Source organism: Paenibacillus sp. J5 (assembly GCF_054955055.1).
In genome coordinates, this window is sequence record NZ_JBUEDD010000017.1 from 54,127 (window position 1) to 68,271 (window position 14,145).

Below are 14,145 nucleotides of genomic sequence, written 5' to 3' on the forward strand. Positions count from 1 at the left end.
ATTTGGGTACTGCCACAACACCGCTGCGCAGAGACAATATTCCGCAGTTGCAGATTGTTAGAGCACTCTGCATTATTGCTGTCCTGTGCGTCCATTCCACGTCATTTGCAACATTGAACATGAAGGAATCGGGCTATTTTTTCGCTTACAACTTCGTCAATATCTTCATGAAATACGGAACGCCCTCGTTTATTTTTCTGAGCAGCTTCGTTCTGTTCTACAATTATTATGAGCGTCCGATGACCAAGGAGCTGGTGGGCGGCTTCTATCGCAAGCGGCTCAAATATATTCTGGTGCCGTATTTCATGTTCTCCGTCATGTATTACATTATCTCGTATATTCTGAATAACCGTGACTTGGGCGTCATCGAGACGCTGCAGCATTTCGGCATTCAACTGCTGACGGGCAAGGCCTGGACGCATCTCTATTTCGTATTCATCAACAGCCAGTTCTATCTGTTCTTCCCGATTGCACTGCTGCTGCTCAAGAGCAGCAGGACGCTGCTGAAGTGGAGTGTGCCGATCGGGCTGGCGATTCAGTGGGGCTTCGTCTTCATGAACAAGTTCTACTGGCAAGTAAAGTATCCGGGAAGCTGGATGTTCTCGTACATGTCGTACTTTATGCTGGGCGCATTCCTGGGCAGCTTCTTCCCGCAGATTAAGGAATGGATCATCGCCAGTCGCGAGAATGCAACCGTCCCGCGCGTCATCTTCTGGGTGGTGCTATGGGCAGCCTGGCTGACAGCGGCGCTGAGTCATGTCAACATCTATTACCAATCCCGGATTTATGGGACAAGTTATAATACCACGCTGTATGAATTTCTCTGGAATGCCCATACGTATCTGGGCACCGTCGTATTGCTGCAGATTGCCTTCTTCGTCTACCGGCATTGCTCGCCGGTGCTGGTGAAGTGGATTAGTCAGCTCGGCGCGCTGTCATTTGGCATCTATCTGATTCACCCGTTTTTTAACTTGATCTACCGCAATTTCCCACCGACAACGGGCAACTCGATGCTGATTCATCTCTGGTATGTAGGCGGCTTTTTCTTTGCGCTGATTCCGTCCTGGATCGTCGTTAGCCTGGTCATCAGGTATGTGCCGTTCTCCTGGATGATCTTCGGCAACTCTCCGGCACGCAAGCCGAAGGCGCAGACGGGTTAACTGTCAGGGGCAGAGGCGGCGGAGGCGGCTTCGGCAGCCGCTGGCATAATGAGTCCATAGCGTGCCAGCGACTTGGCGGCCGCCTCCAGCATCCGCCGCTTGAAATAATCGCCCTCAATGACGCGCACGCGCATCCCGAGGAAGCGGATTTTGGAGAGTACATATTCGGCCTCATTGCCTGGGAACAGCAGGGTGATGCGATAGGTGCGATGCTCCGCATTGTAATCTACCGTCTTCTCGAAGCAGGAGAAGGCATACAGGATGCGGGATAGCTCCGGGTTGTAGAGGGGAGGTACCTCCAGCACCGCCTGCTGCTTGCGCTGTTGCAGGGTGCGGGTGATCCACTCAGCCCATTGATCGGCACGGTCTGCGGGCAGGGGGACCTCATGGAGCGACACGATATGATCCAGCCTGGTCGCCATCAGCGACCGTCTCCCGCGGGTACGCAGCCACAGCAGCGACCATTCCCGCTTGACCATGGAATATTCCAGCTTATAGGGGAAGCCCTGCTGCTCTCTTGTCATCTGTCCATCGCGCAGACGGCAGATCATCCTGATCCCTTGGCGACGCATAATGATATGGCGGAGCGTTCGGAGCTGCGGATGGAAGACCGCGCCCTGAGCGCTCTTGGCCTTCTCCATGATGTGGAGCGGCAGGTGATTGTCCGGCTCCTGCTGCAGAAGTGTCTGTAGCTTAGCCAATGTTCCAGCTTCGAAGGCGCCTGCGGCGACAGGGTCGGCAAGCATCGATTTCAGCCATGAGCGCTCCTGCGAGGTGATCGTATAAGCGCCAGCCTCGTCCAGGCGGGATAATAACTGGTAATTAAATACCTTCTCGAACAGACTCATAGTAGGTATACAGCTCCTTCCATTCCTCGATCAGTTGATTGCGCAGCTCGCGCGGCTCCAGCACCTCGCAGCTAGATCCGAAGCTGCGCAGCCACGGCTTGATTTCAGTGATGCCATTCACGGTAATTTCGTAGAGGAAGCCGTCCTCGTCCTCCTCCGTAATGGTTCCCCATTGTCCCTGCAGCAGCACCCGGTTCTTCACGAAGTTATGTCCGCCGGGCTCAGGCAGCGGGTTAAAAAACCTCACCCGAACGCGCACTGGCGCACCTGTGTCGATCAGCCAGCTATAGCGCATCTTCTCCACGAGCTCTGCCTGCTTGTACGCGAAGAACTCTTCAGTGACGGGAGAGGCTTCCTCGATCTGGGTCAGTCCCTCCATCCGAAACTTCATGATGCCGCGGCGGCCATTGAAGCCGAGCAGATACCAGCGTCCATATTGATGGTCATAGACAACCCGGAGCGGCAGTACCATCTCCTGATATCCCTTGCTCTCCCGCTCGAAAAGCGGGTTTGTATTCTGCGAGGCGTAGCTCTTGGCGGACTTGGGTGAAAAATAGAGAAAACGAAGCCGCCTGCGCTGCTCGATCGCCAGGATGACCATCGGAAGATGAGCCTCGTCGAGAATACGGGAGTGGTAATGGTACTTGTACCAGAGCGTCTCATTCCAGCCGGGGGCGGTCTCATCATGGGCGCGCAGCGCCTTCTTCAAGCTCTCGCGCAGCAGATAGCCCTGAACGGATGGAATCTGCGTGTTCGCCATGATATCAACGAAATCGTACAAATCAAGCTGCTCATCAGGCGTCAGGTTCGTAACGATCCGTCGATCCAGCTCATACCGATAGGGGCGCGTGCTGTCCGTCTTGCGTATGACCCCGACCTCCTCCAGATATTTCAGATCGGTTCGGATCGTCTTCTCATCCGGCGCGGTCAGCTCGGCGGGAAGCTCGGCACAGCATTGCTCCAGCAGCTCCAAGGCGGTCAGCGGAGCCTCCTGCAGTGCGGCAACGAGCAACGACAGCCGATGGCTCTCCGATTCCTTGAGCGACCGGGCACGGAACAGGAACAGCAGGATCGGATCAGCCGATTCGTAATAGCGGAATTGCAGTTGCTCCGCCAGGTCCCGTCCTGGCTGTCCGGGCAGCTCCTGCGGGCTATGGATGGTCTGAACGATATCCTTGAGCCGCCGCAGCGTCTTGTCAAATGTATGTACGGAGATGCCGAGCCGCTGCGCATATTGCTGCCTGTTGTAGGCCCCGCCGGTCAAGGCCAGCAGCCGCAGGAACTGAATCTCCTTATCAAAGCTTTCCTTAGCCATGAAGCGCCTCCTTATAGATGTATGGACATGAAGCTACTGGGAAGATGTATAGTAAGGACGATGGTCGCAGCATACAGGTTGCAGTCAAGACCAAATACATCGCTATACTTGCACCCTGTTCAAATGGTCACAGCCAGACGATGATAGAAGCAACGACGATCATCAAGAAAGAGGAGTGGGTTCCATGTCTGCAACTACGATCGAAGCACGCATTCAAGCGGCGCTGCGGCAAATTGAACAGGAGGAGCAAGTACGCATCGTCTACGCCTGTGAATCCGGCAGCCGTGCCTGGGGCTTCCCGTCGCAGGACAGTGATTACGATGTCCGTTTTCTCTATATTAGACCGGTGAGGAGCTATTTGTCGATCTTTGAACGCCGGGATGTTATCGAGCGTCCGATCGATGATCTTCTGGATATAAATGGGTGGGACCTGCGCAAGGCGTTGCTGCTCTTCCGCAAGAGCAATCCACCATTGATGGAGTGGCTGCAATCGCCGATTCGCTATGTTGAGGTGGGAGGATGTGCGGAGCGGCTGCGCATGCTGTCTGAGCAGATATTCTCTCCGAGGGCGGCGATGTATCATTACTTGCATATGGCACAGGGGAATTTCCGTGATTATCTGCGAGGCGATCAGGTGAGGCTCAAAAAGTATTTCTACGTGCTGCGCCCGCTGCTGGCTTGCGGGTGGATGGAGCGTAACGGAACGTTGCCTCCGCTTGACTTTGGCGAGCTATGCGAGGCCTTGGTGGATCGAGGCAGCGAGCTGAGGCTTGCGCTTGATCAGCTCCTGCAGCGCAAGCTCGCAGGCGAGGAGCTGAGTCAGGGGGCGCGCATTGAGCCGATTCATGTCTATATTGAGGAGAAGCTCCGTCATTACGCGCAGCTTGCTGGTGATATGAGCGGCTCGCCAGTCCAGGCGGATGAGCAGCTCGATACGTTGTTCCAGGAGACCATCCAGGCCATGTGGACGTAGCAGCTTCAATTAGAGACGTTATAGAAAGACACCTTGAGCGAGCTGTAGGGCACGCCTAATAGAGAGGTGCGCCAGGCCCCCTCTCTATTAGGCGTATAGTTGAGCATTAGCGGCAGCACTCAGCAGGCAAGCATCGCTTGCCACTGCCGAATGCGCTAGCATATCAGCTCCAGTGCAATTTCAGTTAGTTGCCCAATGTAACATTATCTACATAGACAGCCGTTGTGCCGGATGAGTTGGAGGCGCCGATGAACTGTACGCCGTACTCCTTAATGTTGGCTACATCAACTCCTGCAAGGTCAAGCGTCAGATTAATCTGTCCGCCCGCGCCGATCGTCGCCCAGCCGCTATCCTTCCAGGCATAGCTGCTGCCATGCTTCACATACAGCTTTACGCCAAGGCCTGAGCCATAGTTACCCCAGGAAGCGCCCTTGACCGTCGCTTTCAGCTTCGTGTTGCCGCTGAAGCTAGTGTTGCCGCTCTTGTACAGATAGTGCCCGCTTCCAGACGACATCGTAATATCTGCTTGCAGGGAACGGGTACCCTGCGAGCTCCATGCGGTTGTGGACCATGGCCCACCTACAATCGTGCCACCGCTCCAGCCTTCAGTGCCGGACTCGAAGGTTGCAAGCGTGGTGCCGCCACTACCAGGATTGCCGGGGTTACCGCTATTGCCTGTCAAGTATTGACGCAGCCATTGCATCGCAGGACGCTCGGCGCCAGAGCTTGTAATCAGGTGAGTTCCTGGCTCCCAGGTCTGATTCTCGATATAGCCCCACAGCGTAATGCCTTTTACCGAAGGATGCTCCCACAGGACAGGGAATTTCTGTTGGTAACGAGCCAGTTGTTGGGAGTCGTTGCCCGTCATATCCAGCTCGGATACGTAGATCGGCAGACCCGTTGCACCCAGTGCGTTCAATACCGAATTCATCGTACTGACCGATACATTGTTCATATTGAAATGGTGAGCCTGGATGCCGATGCCATCGACCAGACCTCTGGCCTTGAGCAGGTTAATAATCTGAATGTATTGCTGTGCCTTGTTCGGGTCGCTAATAATTCCGTACTCATTAATCAGCAGCTTGGAGTTCGGGAATAAGGCTCGAGCTTGTTGGAAAGACCAGATGACCCAGTCCCAGCCAGTCGCACCGTCTCCACCGATCGCATTGCGGAAGGATGGTTTGGCGTGCAGCGGCTCGTTAACGACGTCGATATATTCCGATTGTCCGTAACGCTGGGCAGCAGCCTGCATCCACTGCAGCACCTCAGCCCGTTGATCGGCCGCCGACAGTCCTTTTACCCAGTTAGGCTCCTGGCTGCCCCAGATGAGCGTATGGAACTTGAATGGCATACCGTTGTTGCGAGCATAGTTGTAAGCCATGTCGGCTTGTCCCCAGTTCATCACATTCCGTGTGCCCTCTACAGCACCCCATTTGGTGGAATTCTCAGGCGTCACCTGATTCCAATACGTTCCGAAGTTGGAGGGGACACTGCCTGCGATAATATTCCCCAGAAATTTATTGCCCGTTGCCAAGCCCGCGTAGGCGGATTGTGGAGAGGCAAAGGTGAGCACGGAGCAGAGCATTGCTAATACAGTGAACCAAATGACATATCTGTTTTTTTGTCGTTTCATGTAAATCAGCCCTTTCTATCCTGGTTATGTCAGTGGGCCTCTCGTCTTCTCCCTATCCCTTCAAGCTCCCTCCTTCCACTTCTGTTAAAATCGCTTTCATTTCATATTATAATAATAAATGTCATTTTGTCCTACTATAAAAACTATAGATTTTCTTTAAAAATATCGGTTCCTTCCAAGGGAGAAGTGAACGATTGGGGTACGCTGAACGTAATCATTCATGTAGAGTCAATCAGAAGATCAATCTAATGGGCTGCGCTTCGCAGAGATATGGGGATGGGAAGGATGGAAGAACACGAGCTAATCAAGGCCGCCCAGCGCGGCGATTCGCTGTCATTGTCGCTGCTGTTCCGCGATCATTATACACGGCTGGTTAGCTATCTACGCAAAGTGACGATGCATCCGCAGTTAGCTGAGGATCTGGCCCAGGAGACGATGCTGAAGGCGATGGAGAAGATCGGGCTATATAATGGAAGCTCGAAGTTCTCCTCCTGGCTCATTACGATCGGCACGCGCCTGTATATCGATTATCTGCGCCGTCGCAAGCGAGAGCAGGCATGGCAGGAGCAGCAGCAGCAGGCGCTGCGTCGTATGCGCTGGCAAGCTCAGGCGCACGGAGATGAATGGCCGCATCTGCTCGATGCGCTCGCGCAGATGCCGGAGGGGATTCGCATCCCGATTGTACTCAAGCATTATTATGGTTATACCTATGAGGAAATTGGGCGTATGCTGGACATTCCGGCCGGAACCGTCAAATCCAGGGTATCCAATGGAATACTGGCATTGCGAAAGGAGCTGACGGACGATGAGCAAGGATAATGCGAAGAGCGGCACACCGCACAGGAGCGGCGACTTGCCAGAAGCGGTAACTGGGGTAGAGGAGGAGCAACGGATTCGGCAGCTCCAGTCGGATATGGAGCGTATGGACAGTTGGCTGCCTCCCGTCCCGACAGAGCTGAGCTGGTTCGAGGCGCAGGTCGCCGAGAATGGACAGCGGCTGCGCCGCAAGCGAAGAAGGGAATGGCTGTTCTTTTTGCTGGTTGCGGCTGTTTTGCTCGGCGGGCTGGCTACTGCGCTGGCGGAGGATGCGCGTTACCTGATCTGGGTGCAGGTTGCAGGGCTGGCCTTAGCACCGGTGTTGATATATACCGAGCTTAGGAAGAGGGAGGGGAAGAGGGATGGGGACTGAGCTGAACGCGCTCGTGATTGTCACGGTCGTTACCATATTGCTGCTGCAGGGAAGCTGGATGTTTCGGGATGCAGAGCGCAGAGGCCATAACAAATGGCTGTGGGGACTGCTTGGCCTGGTTCAGTTCCCGACCTATCTGCTCATCTATCTCTATTTCGTCAAGCGGAAGGGGAGGAAGGCATGATTCGGCTAGAGGAAGTAAGCAAATCACTGGGTGGCAAAACTATTATTGACCGGGTATCCTTTACCGTCCCGCAGGGAGAGATCGTCGGGCTGCTCGGACCTAACGGGGCAGGGAAGACGACGATAGTGCGGCTCATTCAAGGGGTGATCTCGCAAGATGGCGGTTCTATATCGGTGGATGGGAAGGATGCGAGGCTGCAAGGCAATGCCATCCGACAGATGAGCGGTGTCGTGACCGAGAGTGCTGGCTTGTACCCGGATATGACAGCGGAGGAGAATCTCCGGTTCTTCGCCCGCATCTACGGCGTAGAGAAGGAACGGGAACGCATCGGCAGCCTGCTCCGTCAAGTCGGGCTGACCGAAGCGAAGGACAGGCGAATCGGGGGATTCAGCACCGGGATGAAGAAGCGTCTGGCGATTGCCAAGGCGCTGCTGCATCGACCACGGCTGCTGTTCTTGGATGAGCCGACCAATGGGCTTGACCCGGACGGGATTCGGGAGATTCTGACCTACCTGGAGCAGATGAACCGCGAAGAGGGGACAACAACGATCCTCTGCTCGCATGTGCTGCACCAATTGGAGAATGTATGTGATTCCTATCTGTTCCTGGAGCAGGGGCGCATCATCGAGCAAGGAAACCTGGCAGAGCTTGAAGGAAAGTACGCAGCGAGCGTGGTGCTTCATGTGGAGACGGGCGCAACGTCAAATGATGCACGATTGCCGTCAGCCTACCGCCCAAGGGCAGTGGGGGACGGACGGCTTGAGCTGACGCTTCCGGGACGGGATCAGATCCCTGAGCTGCTGCGGCTGCTATTGTCCTATACCTGGGTGCATTCAGTTCAGATCGTCAACCGCAGCCTGGAGTCTATCTATTTCGAAGTGAGGCGAACCTATAATGAACAATAGAGTTGTTCGGGCGATAGCTGTGAAGGATATGACCTCCATCTGGCGCACCAGCAAGGTGTGGCTCGGCCTGGTGATCCTGCCGCTGCTGCTTGGGGTTATATTTCCCACAGCGATGGCTGCGGCCGGCCGATGGATGGACATCAGCACACTGAGCGGAGGCAGACTCAATGAGCTGCTGAAGCAGCTTCAGGGAGTGGAGCTGTCTGGCGGGTCGCTGTCTACATTGAATCATCAATTCATTGACTACATGCTGAACTATATGTTCATTCCTATCTTCATGCTGATCCCGGTTATTAACGCGATGATGATTGCGGTCAACAGCTTCATCAGCGAGAAGGAGCGGCGCACGCTGGAGAGCCTGCTATTCGCGCCGATCGAAGTGAAGGAGCTGTTTCTGGCCAAGCTGCTCGCCGCCTTTATTCCCGCTTATGGTTCCGCGCTGTGCAGCTTTGTCCTCTGTAGCATCTCGGTCAACTTGATCGTGTATCCGATGTTCGGCAGCCTGATGCTGGTTGGAGCCAAGTGGCTGCTAATTATGTTATGGGTCATTCCGGTGTTCACCATCACGGCTATCCTCTGCAGCGTACTTGTCTCTGCGCGCGTTCGCAGCTTTCAGGAGGGACAGCAGGTGGCTGGCATCATCGTGCTGCCGATCATCGGGCTGATCGTCGGACAATCATCGGGCGCAGTTGTGCTCAGCCCACTGCTGCTGGCGCTGCTGGGTGCTGTGCTGCTCGTTATCAATGTAGTGCTCCTGCTGCTCATTGCCCGCATGAATGACCGCGATGTGCTGTTCGAGCGTCAGGTGCATTAGCAGCAGAGAAGCGACCGCTCCTCTGCTGCAATATCCTTACCTCCGCTTCAATGCAAATAGCTCGCATTCATCCCGCTGGTGATAGCTAAGATCGCTCACTCCCGACTGGGTGACGATCAAGCTGTCATCGTAGCGGATGAGCAGTGCGCTTGATTCAATGAGCAGATCATCCTTGAACACGCGCACCCGCAGTTGCTCCTCGACTGCCTCCTGCAGCTGCGCATCGGTAGTCAATCGGTATTGTATGGCCATAGGTCAGGTACTCCTTCCAACTAATCTCGACACTTTCCTCTATTTTAACAAATTCAGAGGTGAAATTTAACAATAAAAGACGTGATGTGACACAAACAAGAGCGCCATGGGGATTTATCCTGGCGCTCTTAATGCTATAATTCGAGTAAGGGTAAGAAGCAGGACAAGAAGAGAATACTATCGCAAGGAGGATATGGAGACATGACATTATCGATACAGACGATACAGACGATATGGCCCGGCCTACAGTTGGGCTCCCTATATTGTGTAGGTCGCAATTACAAGCTGCATGCCGCGGAGCTGGGCAATGAGGTGCCGGACAGCCCGATGCTATTCATGAAGCCGCCCAGAGCCGCGGCGCCTATGAACGGGCAGACGATCGCCTTGCCGGGACGATATGGCGCGGTGCATTATGAAGCTGAGCTGGTCATTGCCATCGGCCGTGAATATGAAGCGGGCATGAAGGCACAGGAGCTGGTGACGGGCTTCGCCCTGGGGCTTGATCTGACGCTGCGCGAGCTGCAGGATGACTTGAAGCGCAAGCAGCATCCATGGTTGAAGGCGAAGGGCTTCAAGGGCTCGGCGCCCATGACGGCATTTGAGCGGATCGATGGGCCGGATGAGCTGGCCAAGGCGGAATTCTCGTTGCAGGTGAATGGAATTGAGCGGCAGCGCGGGCATATCGCAGACATGATCTTCGATCTGCAGACACTGGTGGATCATATCGGACAGCATTACGGATTAGGTGCAGGCGATGTGATCTTCACAGGAACTCCGGCGGGGGTCGGAGCCATTCAGGATCAGGATGAGATGGCGCTGTTCTGGGGCGATGAACGGCGGGGACATTGCCGGTTCGCAATCGAAGCATGAAGGATAGAGGAGGATGGCGATGACAGAGGAGAGCATCATTCGCTTCGAGAAGGTGACCAAGCGCTATGAGCAGGAGCCTCCTGTTCTGAAGGAGGTTAGCTTCGAGATCAAGCGCGGGCAGTTCTATACGCTGCTGGGCCCTTCCGGCTGCGGCAAGACGACGATTTTACGTCTGATTGCCGGTTTTATGGAGCCATCGGAGGGCAATATCTTGTTCAATGGCGAGCTGATTAACCGGGTGCCTGCGGAGAAGCGGCAAGTGAACACGGTATTTCAGGATTATGCCCTGTTCCCGCATCTGAATGTATTTGAGAATGTAGCCTTCGGCTTGCGGATCAAAAAAATGCAAAAGGATCAGATTAAGCAGAAGGTGACGGAGGCGCTGCGCTTCGTCAATCTGGCAGGCTACGAATCGCGGGAAATATCCGAGATGTCCGGCGGGCAGCGGCAGCGGGTAGCGATTGCCCGCGCGATCGTCAACGAGCCGGAGATTCTGCTGCTGGATGAGCCGCTGTCGGCGCTCGATCTGAAGCTGCGGACCGAGATGCAGGTGGAGCTGCGCGAGCTGCAGCGGCGTCTGGGGATTACCTTTATCTTCGTCACGCATGATCAGGAGGAGGCGCTGGCGATGTCGGACGAGATCTTCGTGTTGAACGAGGGAACGATCCAGCAGAGCGGCACACCGACGGACATCTATGATGAGCCCATCAACCGCTTTGTGGCGGATTTCATCGGAGAATCAAATATTGTGCCCGGCAAGATGCTGCGTGACTGCCTGGTAGAGTTCGCCGGGCAGCCGTTTGAGTGTGTGGACAAGGGGCTGCGCCCGGACGAGCCGGTCGAGATCGTCATTCGCCCAGAGGATCTGGAGATGGTGCCGCCTGAGCGGGGCAAGCTGAAGATTACCGTCGATTCTCAGCTATTCCGCGGCGTTCACTATGAGATTATCGGCTCGGATCATGCCGGCAACCGCTGGATGGTGCATTCGACCCGCAAGGCTGAGGTACATACGGTAACCGGACTCGACTTTGACCCGGAGGCGATCCATGTCATGCGGTTCGGCGAGTCGGAGGAGGAGTTCGACAGACGCTTGGAGGGCTATGCGCTGCAAGAGGACGGGAGAGCATGATGACGAGAGCGCGCAATATTTATCTAGTCCCTTATGTGCTGTGGATTGTGTTATTCGTCGTGGCTCCGATCGCTCTGATCGGCTACTATTCGCTGTTTGATGTAGAGGGCAAGCTGACACTGGGGAACTATGCGCGGTTTTTTACTCCGGTCTATATGAAGATGACGCTCAATTCGTTCTGGTACGCGCTGCTGGTCACCCTGTGGTCGCTCGTGATTGCATATCCGACCGCGTATCTCATTACGAGGACGAAGCACAAGCAGCTATGGCTGCTGCTGATCATCCTGCCGAGCTGGATTAATCTGCTGCTCAAGGCCTATGCCTTTATCGGCCTGTTTGGAACCTACGGGCTGGCTAACGGCCTGCTGGAGCTGATCGGTATCGGTACCCGGCAGATTTTGTTCACCGATTTCAGCTTTATCTTTGTATCGGTCTATATCTTTATACCGTTCATGGTGCTGCCCATCTATAATGCGCTGGAGGAGCTGCCGCCGTCACTGCTGGATGCATCGCGCGACTTGGGCGCTTCGGCCTGGACAACCTTCCGCCGTGTCATCCTCCCGCTTACGCTCGGAGGCGTCAAGGCGGGCTGTCAGGTGGTCTTCATCCCGGCCTTGTCGCTGTTTATGATTACCCGCCTCATCGCGGGCAATCGGGTCATTACATTGGGGACGGCGATTGAGCAGCATTTTCTTGTGACACAGGACTGGGGGATGGGGGCGACGATCGCGGTCTTCCTGATTCTGATGATGGTGTTGATTATGGTCGTTACCGGAGGACGGAAGACGAGGGGGGCCAAATGAAACGACAACTTAACTGGGGCCGGCTCTATCTGGTAGCGGTGTTCATCGTGCTGTACAGCCCCATTATGTACCTGACGTATTATTCGTTCAATAGCGGCGGAACGATGCGGGAGTTCGAGAGCTTCTCTCTGGAGTGGTACGGCGAGGTGTTCTCAGATACGCGGCTGCTCATTATTGTGCTCAATACGCTCGTCATCGCACTGCTTGCTTCGCTCATCTCTACGGTGCTCGGCATTGTCGGCGCGCTGGCGATCCGTCATGTAAGACAGCTTCGGAGCAAGCAGGCGCTGCTCTCGCTTAATAATGTGCTGATCGTCAGCCCGGATGTCATCATCGGCGCTTCGTTTCTGATTCTGTTCACGATGGCCGGCGTGCAGCTCGGCTTCAGCTCCGTCCTGATCTCGCATGTGGCCTTCAGCGTGCCGATCGTCGTGCTCATGGTGCTGCCGAAGCTGGAGGAGATGAGCCCGACACTGATTGACGCTGCCCGCGATCTGGGCGCGAGCCGCTGGCAGGTGCTGACGAAGGTGACGCTGCCCTTCATCAAGCCGGGCATCTTCGCCGGATTTTTCATGGCCTTCACCTACTCGCTGGATGATTTCGCGGTCACCTTCTTCGTCACAGGCAACGGCTTCTCTACGCTGTCGGTGGAGATCTACTCCCGCGCGCGCCACGGGGTGTCGCTGTCGATTAATGCGCTGTCGACTCTGCTGTTCTTGTTCACAGCGCTGCTCGTCGTCGGCTATTACTTCATTAGCCAGAAATCAGGCAACAAGCCGACTAATGCGGAGGTGGCACCATGAAGCAACTGCTGCGAATGCTGGCAGGCGTCATCCTGTTGACGGCTGTGCTGATGTATATGACCTCCTGGCTCAATGCCTCCCAAGGGTTCAAGGGCAGTGATACGCTGACCATCTACAACTGGGGCGATTATATTGACCCGGAGCTGATCGCACGGTTCGAGCAGGAGACGGGTATCAAGGTGATCTATCAGACCTTTGATTCCAATGAGGCGATGATGACCAAGATTGAACAGGGCGGTACCTCCTATGATGTGAGTATTCCTTCGGAATATGCGATCAGCAAGATGAAGGAGGAGGGGCTGCTGCTGCCGCTTGATCATCGCAAGCTGCCGAATCTGGCGAATATCGACAAGCGCTTCATGGATCTGCCCTTTGACCCGGGCAATGCCTACTCGGTTCCATATTTCTGGGGAACGGTCGGCTTGGTCTACAACCCGGAGCTGCTGGGCAACAAGGAGATTACGAGCTGGGCCGACCTGTGGGATGAAGGGCTGCGCAATCAGATCCTGCTGGTCGACGGTGCGCGCGAGGTGATCGGGATGAGTCTGAATTCGCTCGGCTACTCGCTGAATGATACGAATGAGGGGCATCTGCGCGAAGCGCTGGATCGACTGAATAAGCTCACCCCGAATGTGAAAGCTATCGTAGGCGATGAGATCAAGATGCTGCTTGCCGGTGAGGAAGCGGCGATCGGCGTCGTCTGGTCGGGTGATGCTTCGGAGATTATGAGTGATAATGAGAAGCTGGAGTTCGTGGTGCCGGAGGAAGGCACGAATCTGTGGTTCGACAATATGGTCATACCGAAGACCGCGACTAATATTGAGGGCGCACATCGATTTATTAATTTCATGCTGGACCCGGAGGTGGGTGCGCAAAATACCGAATATGTCGGCTATTCAACGCCTAATGCGGCTGCTCTTGCACTGCTGCCAGAGGAGATCAGAGAGGATGAACGTTTCTATCCAGATGCAGAGCTGACCTCGAAGCTGGAGGTATATGAAAATCTGGGGCGTCCGATGCTGGCGCATTATAATGAGCTGTTCCTGGAGTTCAAGATGCATCGGAAATAGCGGCTCTACTTGGTTGCATCCTGTGTAGGTGGACAATTGGGACATAGCTGCCCTATTCGGATGATGTCCTGTGTAGGTGGACAATTGGTGGGGATTTGTCTTTCAAATAGTGGACACTTGCAGTGCTGGAACGGCTGTCGTGTGGATTCTATATGTTGAAGGAGCAGGTGCTGCTAAGTCTACATGTGGTGGTATGC

16 protein-coding genes and 1 pseudogene are annotated in these 14,145 nt (G+C 55.0%); 12 read left to right on the forward strand and 5 right to left on the reverse strand.

All coding sequences use genetic code 11. The features are described 5' to 3' along the window. Window positions 1–2 precede the first annotated feature (2 nt). Entirely contained in the window at window positions 3–1,160 is a 1,158-nt protein-coding gene (locus ACY1JZ_RS24520) for an acyltransferase (protein WP_462631354.1), read from the forward strand. On the opposite strand, the gene ACY1JZ_RS24525 is transcribed toward ACY1JZ_RS24520, so the two are convergent. Together ACY1JZ_RS24525 and ACY1JZ_RS24530 are read right to left on the reverse strand one after the other, a co-directional pair. Beyond that, window positions 1,157–2,008, reverse strand: coding sequence for a WYL domain-containing protein (locus tag ACY1JZ_RS24525; protein ID WP_462631355.1), 852 nt, complete (start codon window positions 2,006–2,008; stop codon window positions 1,157–1,159). The two genes, ACY1JZ_RS24520 and ACY1JZ_RS24525, sit on opposite strands and share 4 nt — an antisense overlap. Beyond that, window positions 1,983–3,323, reverse strand: a complete 1,341-nt coding sequence (locus tag ACY1JZ_RS24530) for a helix-turn-helix transcriptional regulator (RefSeq protein WP_462631357.1) — start codon at window positions 3,321–3,323, stop codon at window positions 1,983–1,985. The genes ACY1JZ_RS24525 and ACY1JZ_RS24530 overlap by 26 nt, the downstream gene beginning before the upstream one ends. 184 nt (window positions 3,324–3,507) lie before the next feature. On the opposite strand from ACY1JZ_RS24530, the gene ACY1JZ_RS24535 reads away from it, so the two are divergent. Then, complete coding sequence (locus ACY1JZ_RS24535; RefSeq protein ID WP_462631359.1) at window positions 3,508–4,296, forward strand: nucleotidyltransferase domain-containing protein; 789 nt, start codon at window positions 3,508–3,510, stop codon at window positions 4,294–4,296. A 184-nt stretch (window positions 4,297–4,480) separates the two neighbouring features. Here the strand turns inward: ACY1JZ_RS24535 and ACY1JZ_RS24540 are convergent, their stop codons facing one another. Then, window positions 4,481–4,999: a hypothetical protein gene (locus ACY1JZ_RS24540; RefSeq protein WP_462631401.1), complete on the reverse strand. Its 519-nt coding sequence runs from the start codon at window positions 4,997–4,999 to the stop codon at window positions 4,481–4,483. Further along, a pseudogene (locus ACY1JZ_RS24545) lies at window positions 4,976–5,881 on the reverse strand (endo-1,4-beta-xylanase); the annotation flags it as partial. The pseudogene ACY1JZ_RS24545 and the gene ACY1JZ_RS24540, both read right to left, overlap by 24 nt. A gap of 333 nt (window positions 5,882–6,214) precedes the next feature. Between ACY1JZ_RS24545 and sigY the strand changes: the two are divergent. Genes sigY through ACY1JZ_RS24570 form a run of 5 tightly spaced genes read left to right on the forward strand, consistent with a single transcriptional unit; the run spans window position 6,215 to window position 9,021 of the window. Next, window positions 6,215–6,748 carry an RNA polymerase sigma factor SigY gene (gene sigY, locus ACY1JZ_RS24550; protein ID WP_462631361.1) on the forward strand — a complete coding sequence of 178 codons (534 nt, stop codon included), beginning with the start codon at window positions 6,215–6,217 and terminating at the stop codon, window positions 6,746–6,748. Continuing rightward, window positions 6,735–7,118, forward strand: a complete 384-nt coding sequence (locus tag ACY1JZ_RS24555; protein WP_462631363.1) for a DUF5345 family protein — start codon at window positions 6,735–6,737, stop codon at window positions 7,116–7,118. The genes sigY and ACY1JZ_RS24555 overlap by 14 nt, the downstream gene beginning before the upstream one ends. Continuing rightward, window positions 7,108–7,302, forward strand: a complete 195-nt coding sequence (locus ACY1JZ_RS24560; RefSeq protein ID WP_462631365.1) for a sigma-Y antisigma factor component — start codon at window positions 7,108–7,110, stop codon at window positions 7,300–7,302. The genes ACY1JZ_RS24555 and ACY1JZ_RS24560 overlap by 11 nt, the downstream gene beginning before the upstream one ends. Next, window positions 7,299–8,207, forward strand: a complete 909-nt coding sequence (locus tag ACY1JZ_RS24565; protein WP_462631367.1) for an ABC transporter ATP-binding protein — start codon at window positions 7,299–7,301, stop codon at window positions 8,205–8,207. The genes ACY1JZ_RS24560 and ACY1JZ_RS24565 overlap by 4 nt, the downstream gene beginning before the upstream one ends. Further along, window positions 8,197–9,021 (forward strand): ABC transporter permease subunit, encoded by an 825-nt coding sequence (locus ACY1JZ_RS24570; protein WP_270169116.1) that lies wholly within the window; start codon window positions 8,197–8,199, stop codon window positions 9,019–9,021. Before ACY1JZ_RS24565 ends, ACY1JZ_RS24570 begins: the two co-directional genes overlap by 11 nt. A gap of 36 nt (window positions 9,022–9,057) precedes the next feature. Here ACY1JZ_RS24570 and ACY1JZ_RS24575 read toward each other — a convergent pair whose 3' ends face one another. Beyond that, window positions 9,058–9,273, reverse strand: coding sequence for a hypothetical protein (locus ACY1JZ_RS24575; RefSeq protein ID WP_462631369.1), 216 nt, complete (start codon window positions 9,271–9,273; stop codon window positions 9,058–9,060). 201 nt (window positions 9,274–9,474) lie between these two features. Between ACY1JZ_RS24575 and ACY1JZ_RS24580 the strand changes: the two genes are divergently transcribed. The 5 genes from ACY1JZ_RS24580 to ACY1JZ_RS24600 are packed head-to-tail and all read left to right on the forward strand — an operon-like array spanning window position 9,475 to window position 13,948. Continuing rightward, window positions 9,475–10,143: a fumarylacetoacetate hydrolase family protein gene (locus tag ACY1JZ_RS24580; protein WP_462631370.1), complete on the forward strand. Its 669-nt coding sequence runs from the start codon at window positions 9,475–9,477 to the stop codon at window positions 10,141–10,143. Window positions 10,144–10,162: 19 nt separating this feature from the next. Then, a complete protein-coding gene (locus ACY1JZ_RS24585; RefSeq protein WP_270169119.1) occupies window positions 10,163–11,272 on the forward strand; it encodes an ABC transporter ATP-binding protein in 1,110 nt (369 codons plus the stop codon). Further along, complete coding sequence (locus ACY1JZ_RS24590) at window positions 11,269–12,075, forward strand: ABC transporter permease (RefSeq protein ID WP_270169120.1); 807 nt, start codon at window positions 11,269–11,271, stop codon at window positions 12,073–12,075. The genes ACY1JZ_RS24585 and ACY1JZ_RS24590 overlap by 4 nt, the downstream gene beginning before the upstream one ends. Continuing rightward, a complete protein-coding gene (locus tag ACY1JZ_RS24595) occupies window positions 12,072–12,878 on the forward strand; it encodes an ABC transporter permease (protein WP_270169121.1) in 807 nt (268 codons plus the stop codon). The genes ACY1JZ_RS24590 and ACY1JZ_RS24595 overlap by 4 nt, the downstream gene beginning before the upstream one ends. Next, window positions 12,875–13,948: an ABC transporter substrate-binding protein gene (locus ACY1JZ_RS24600; protein WP_462631373.1), complete on the forward strand. Its 1,074-nt coding sequence runs from the start codon at window positions 12,875–12,877 to the stop codon at window positions 13,946–13,948. Before ACY1JZ_RS24595 ends, ACY1JZ_RS24600 begins: the two co-directional genes overlap by 4 nt. Window positions 13,949–14,145 lie beyond the last annotated feature (197 nt).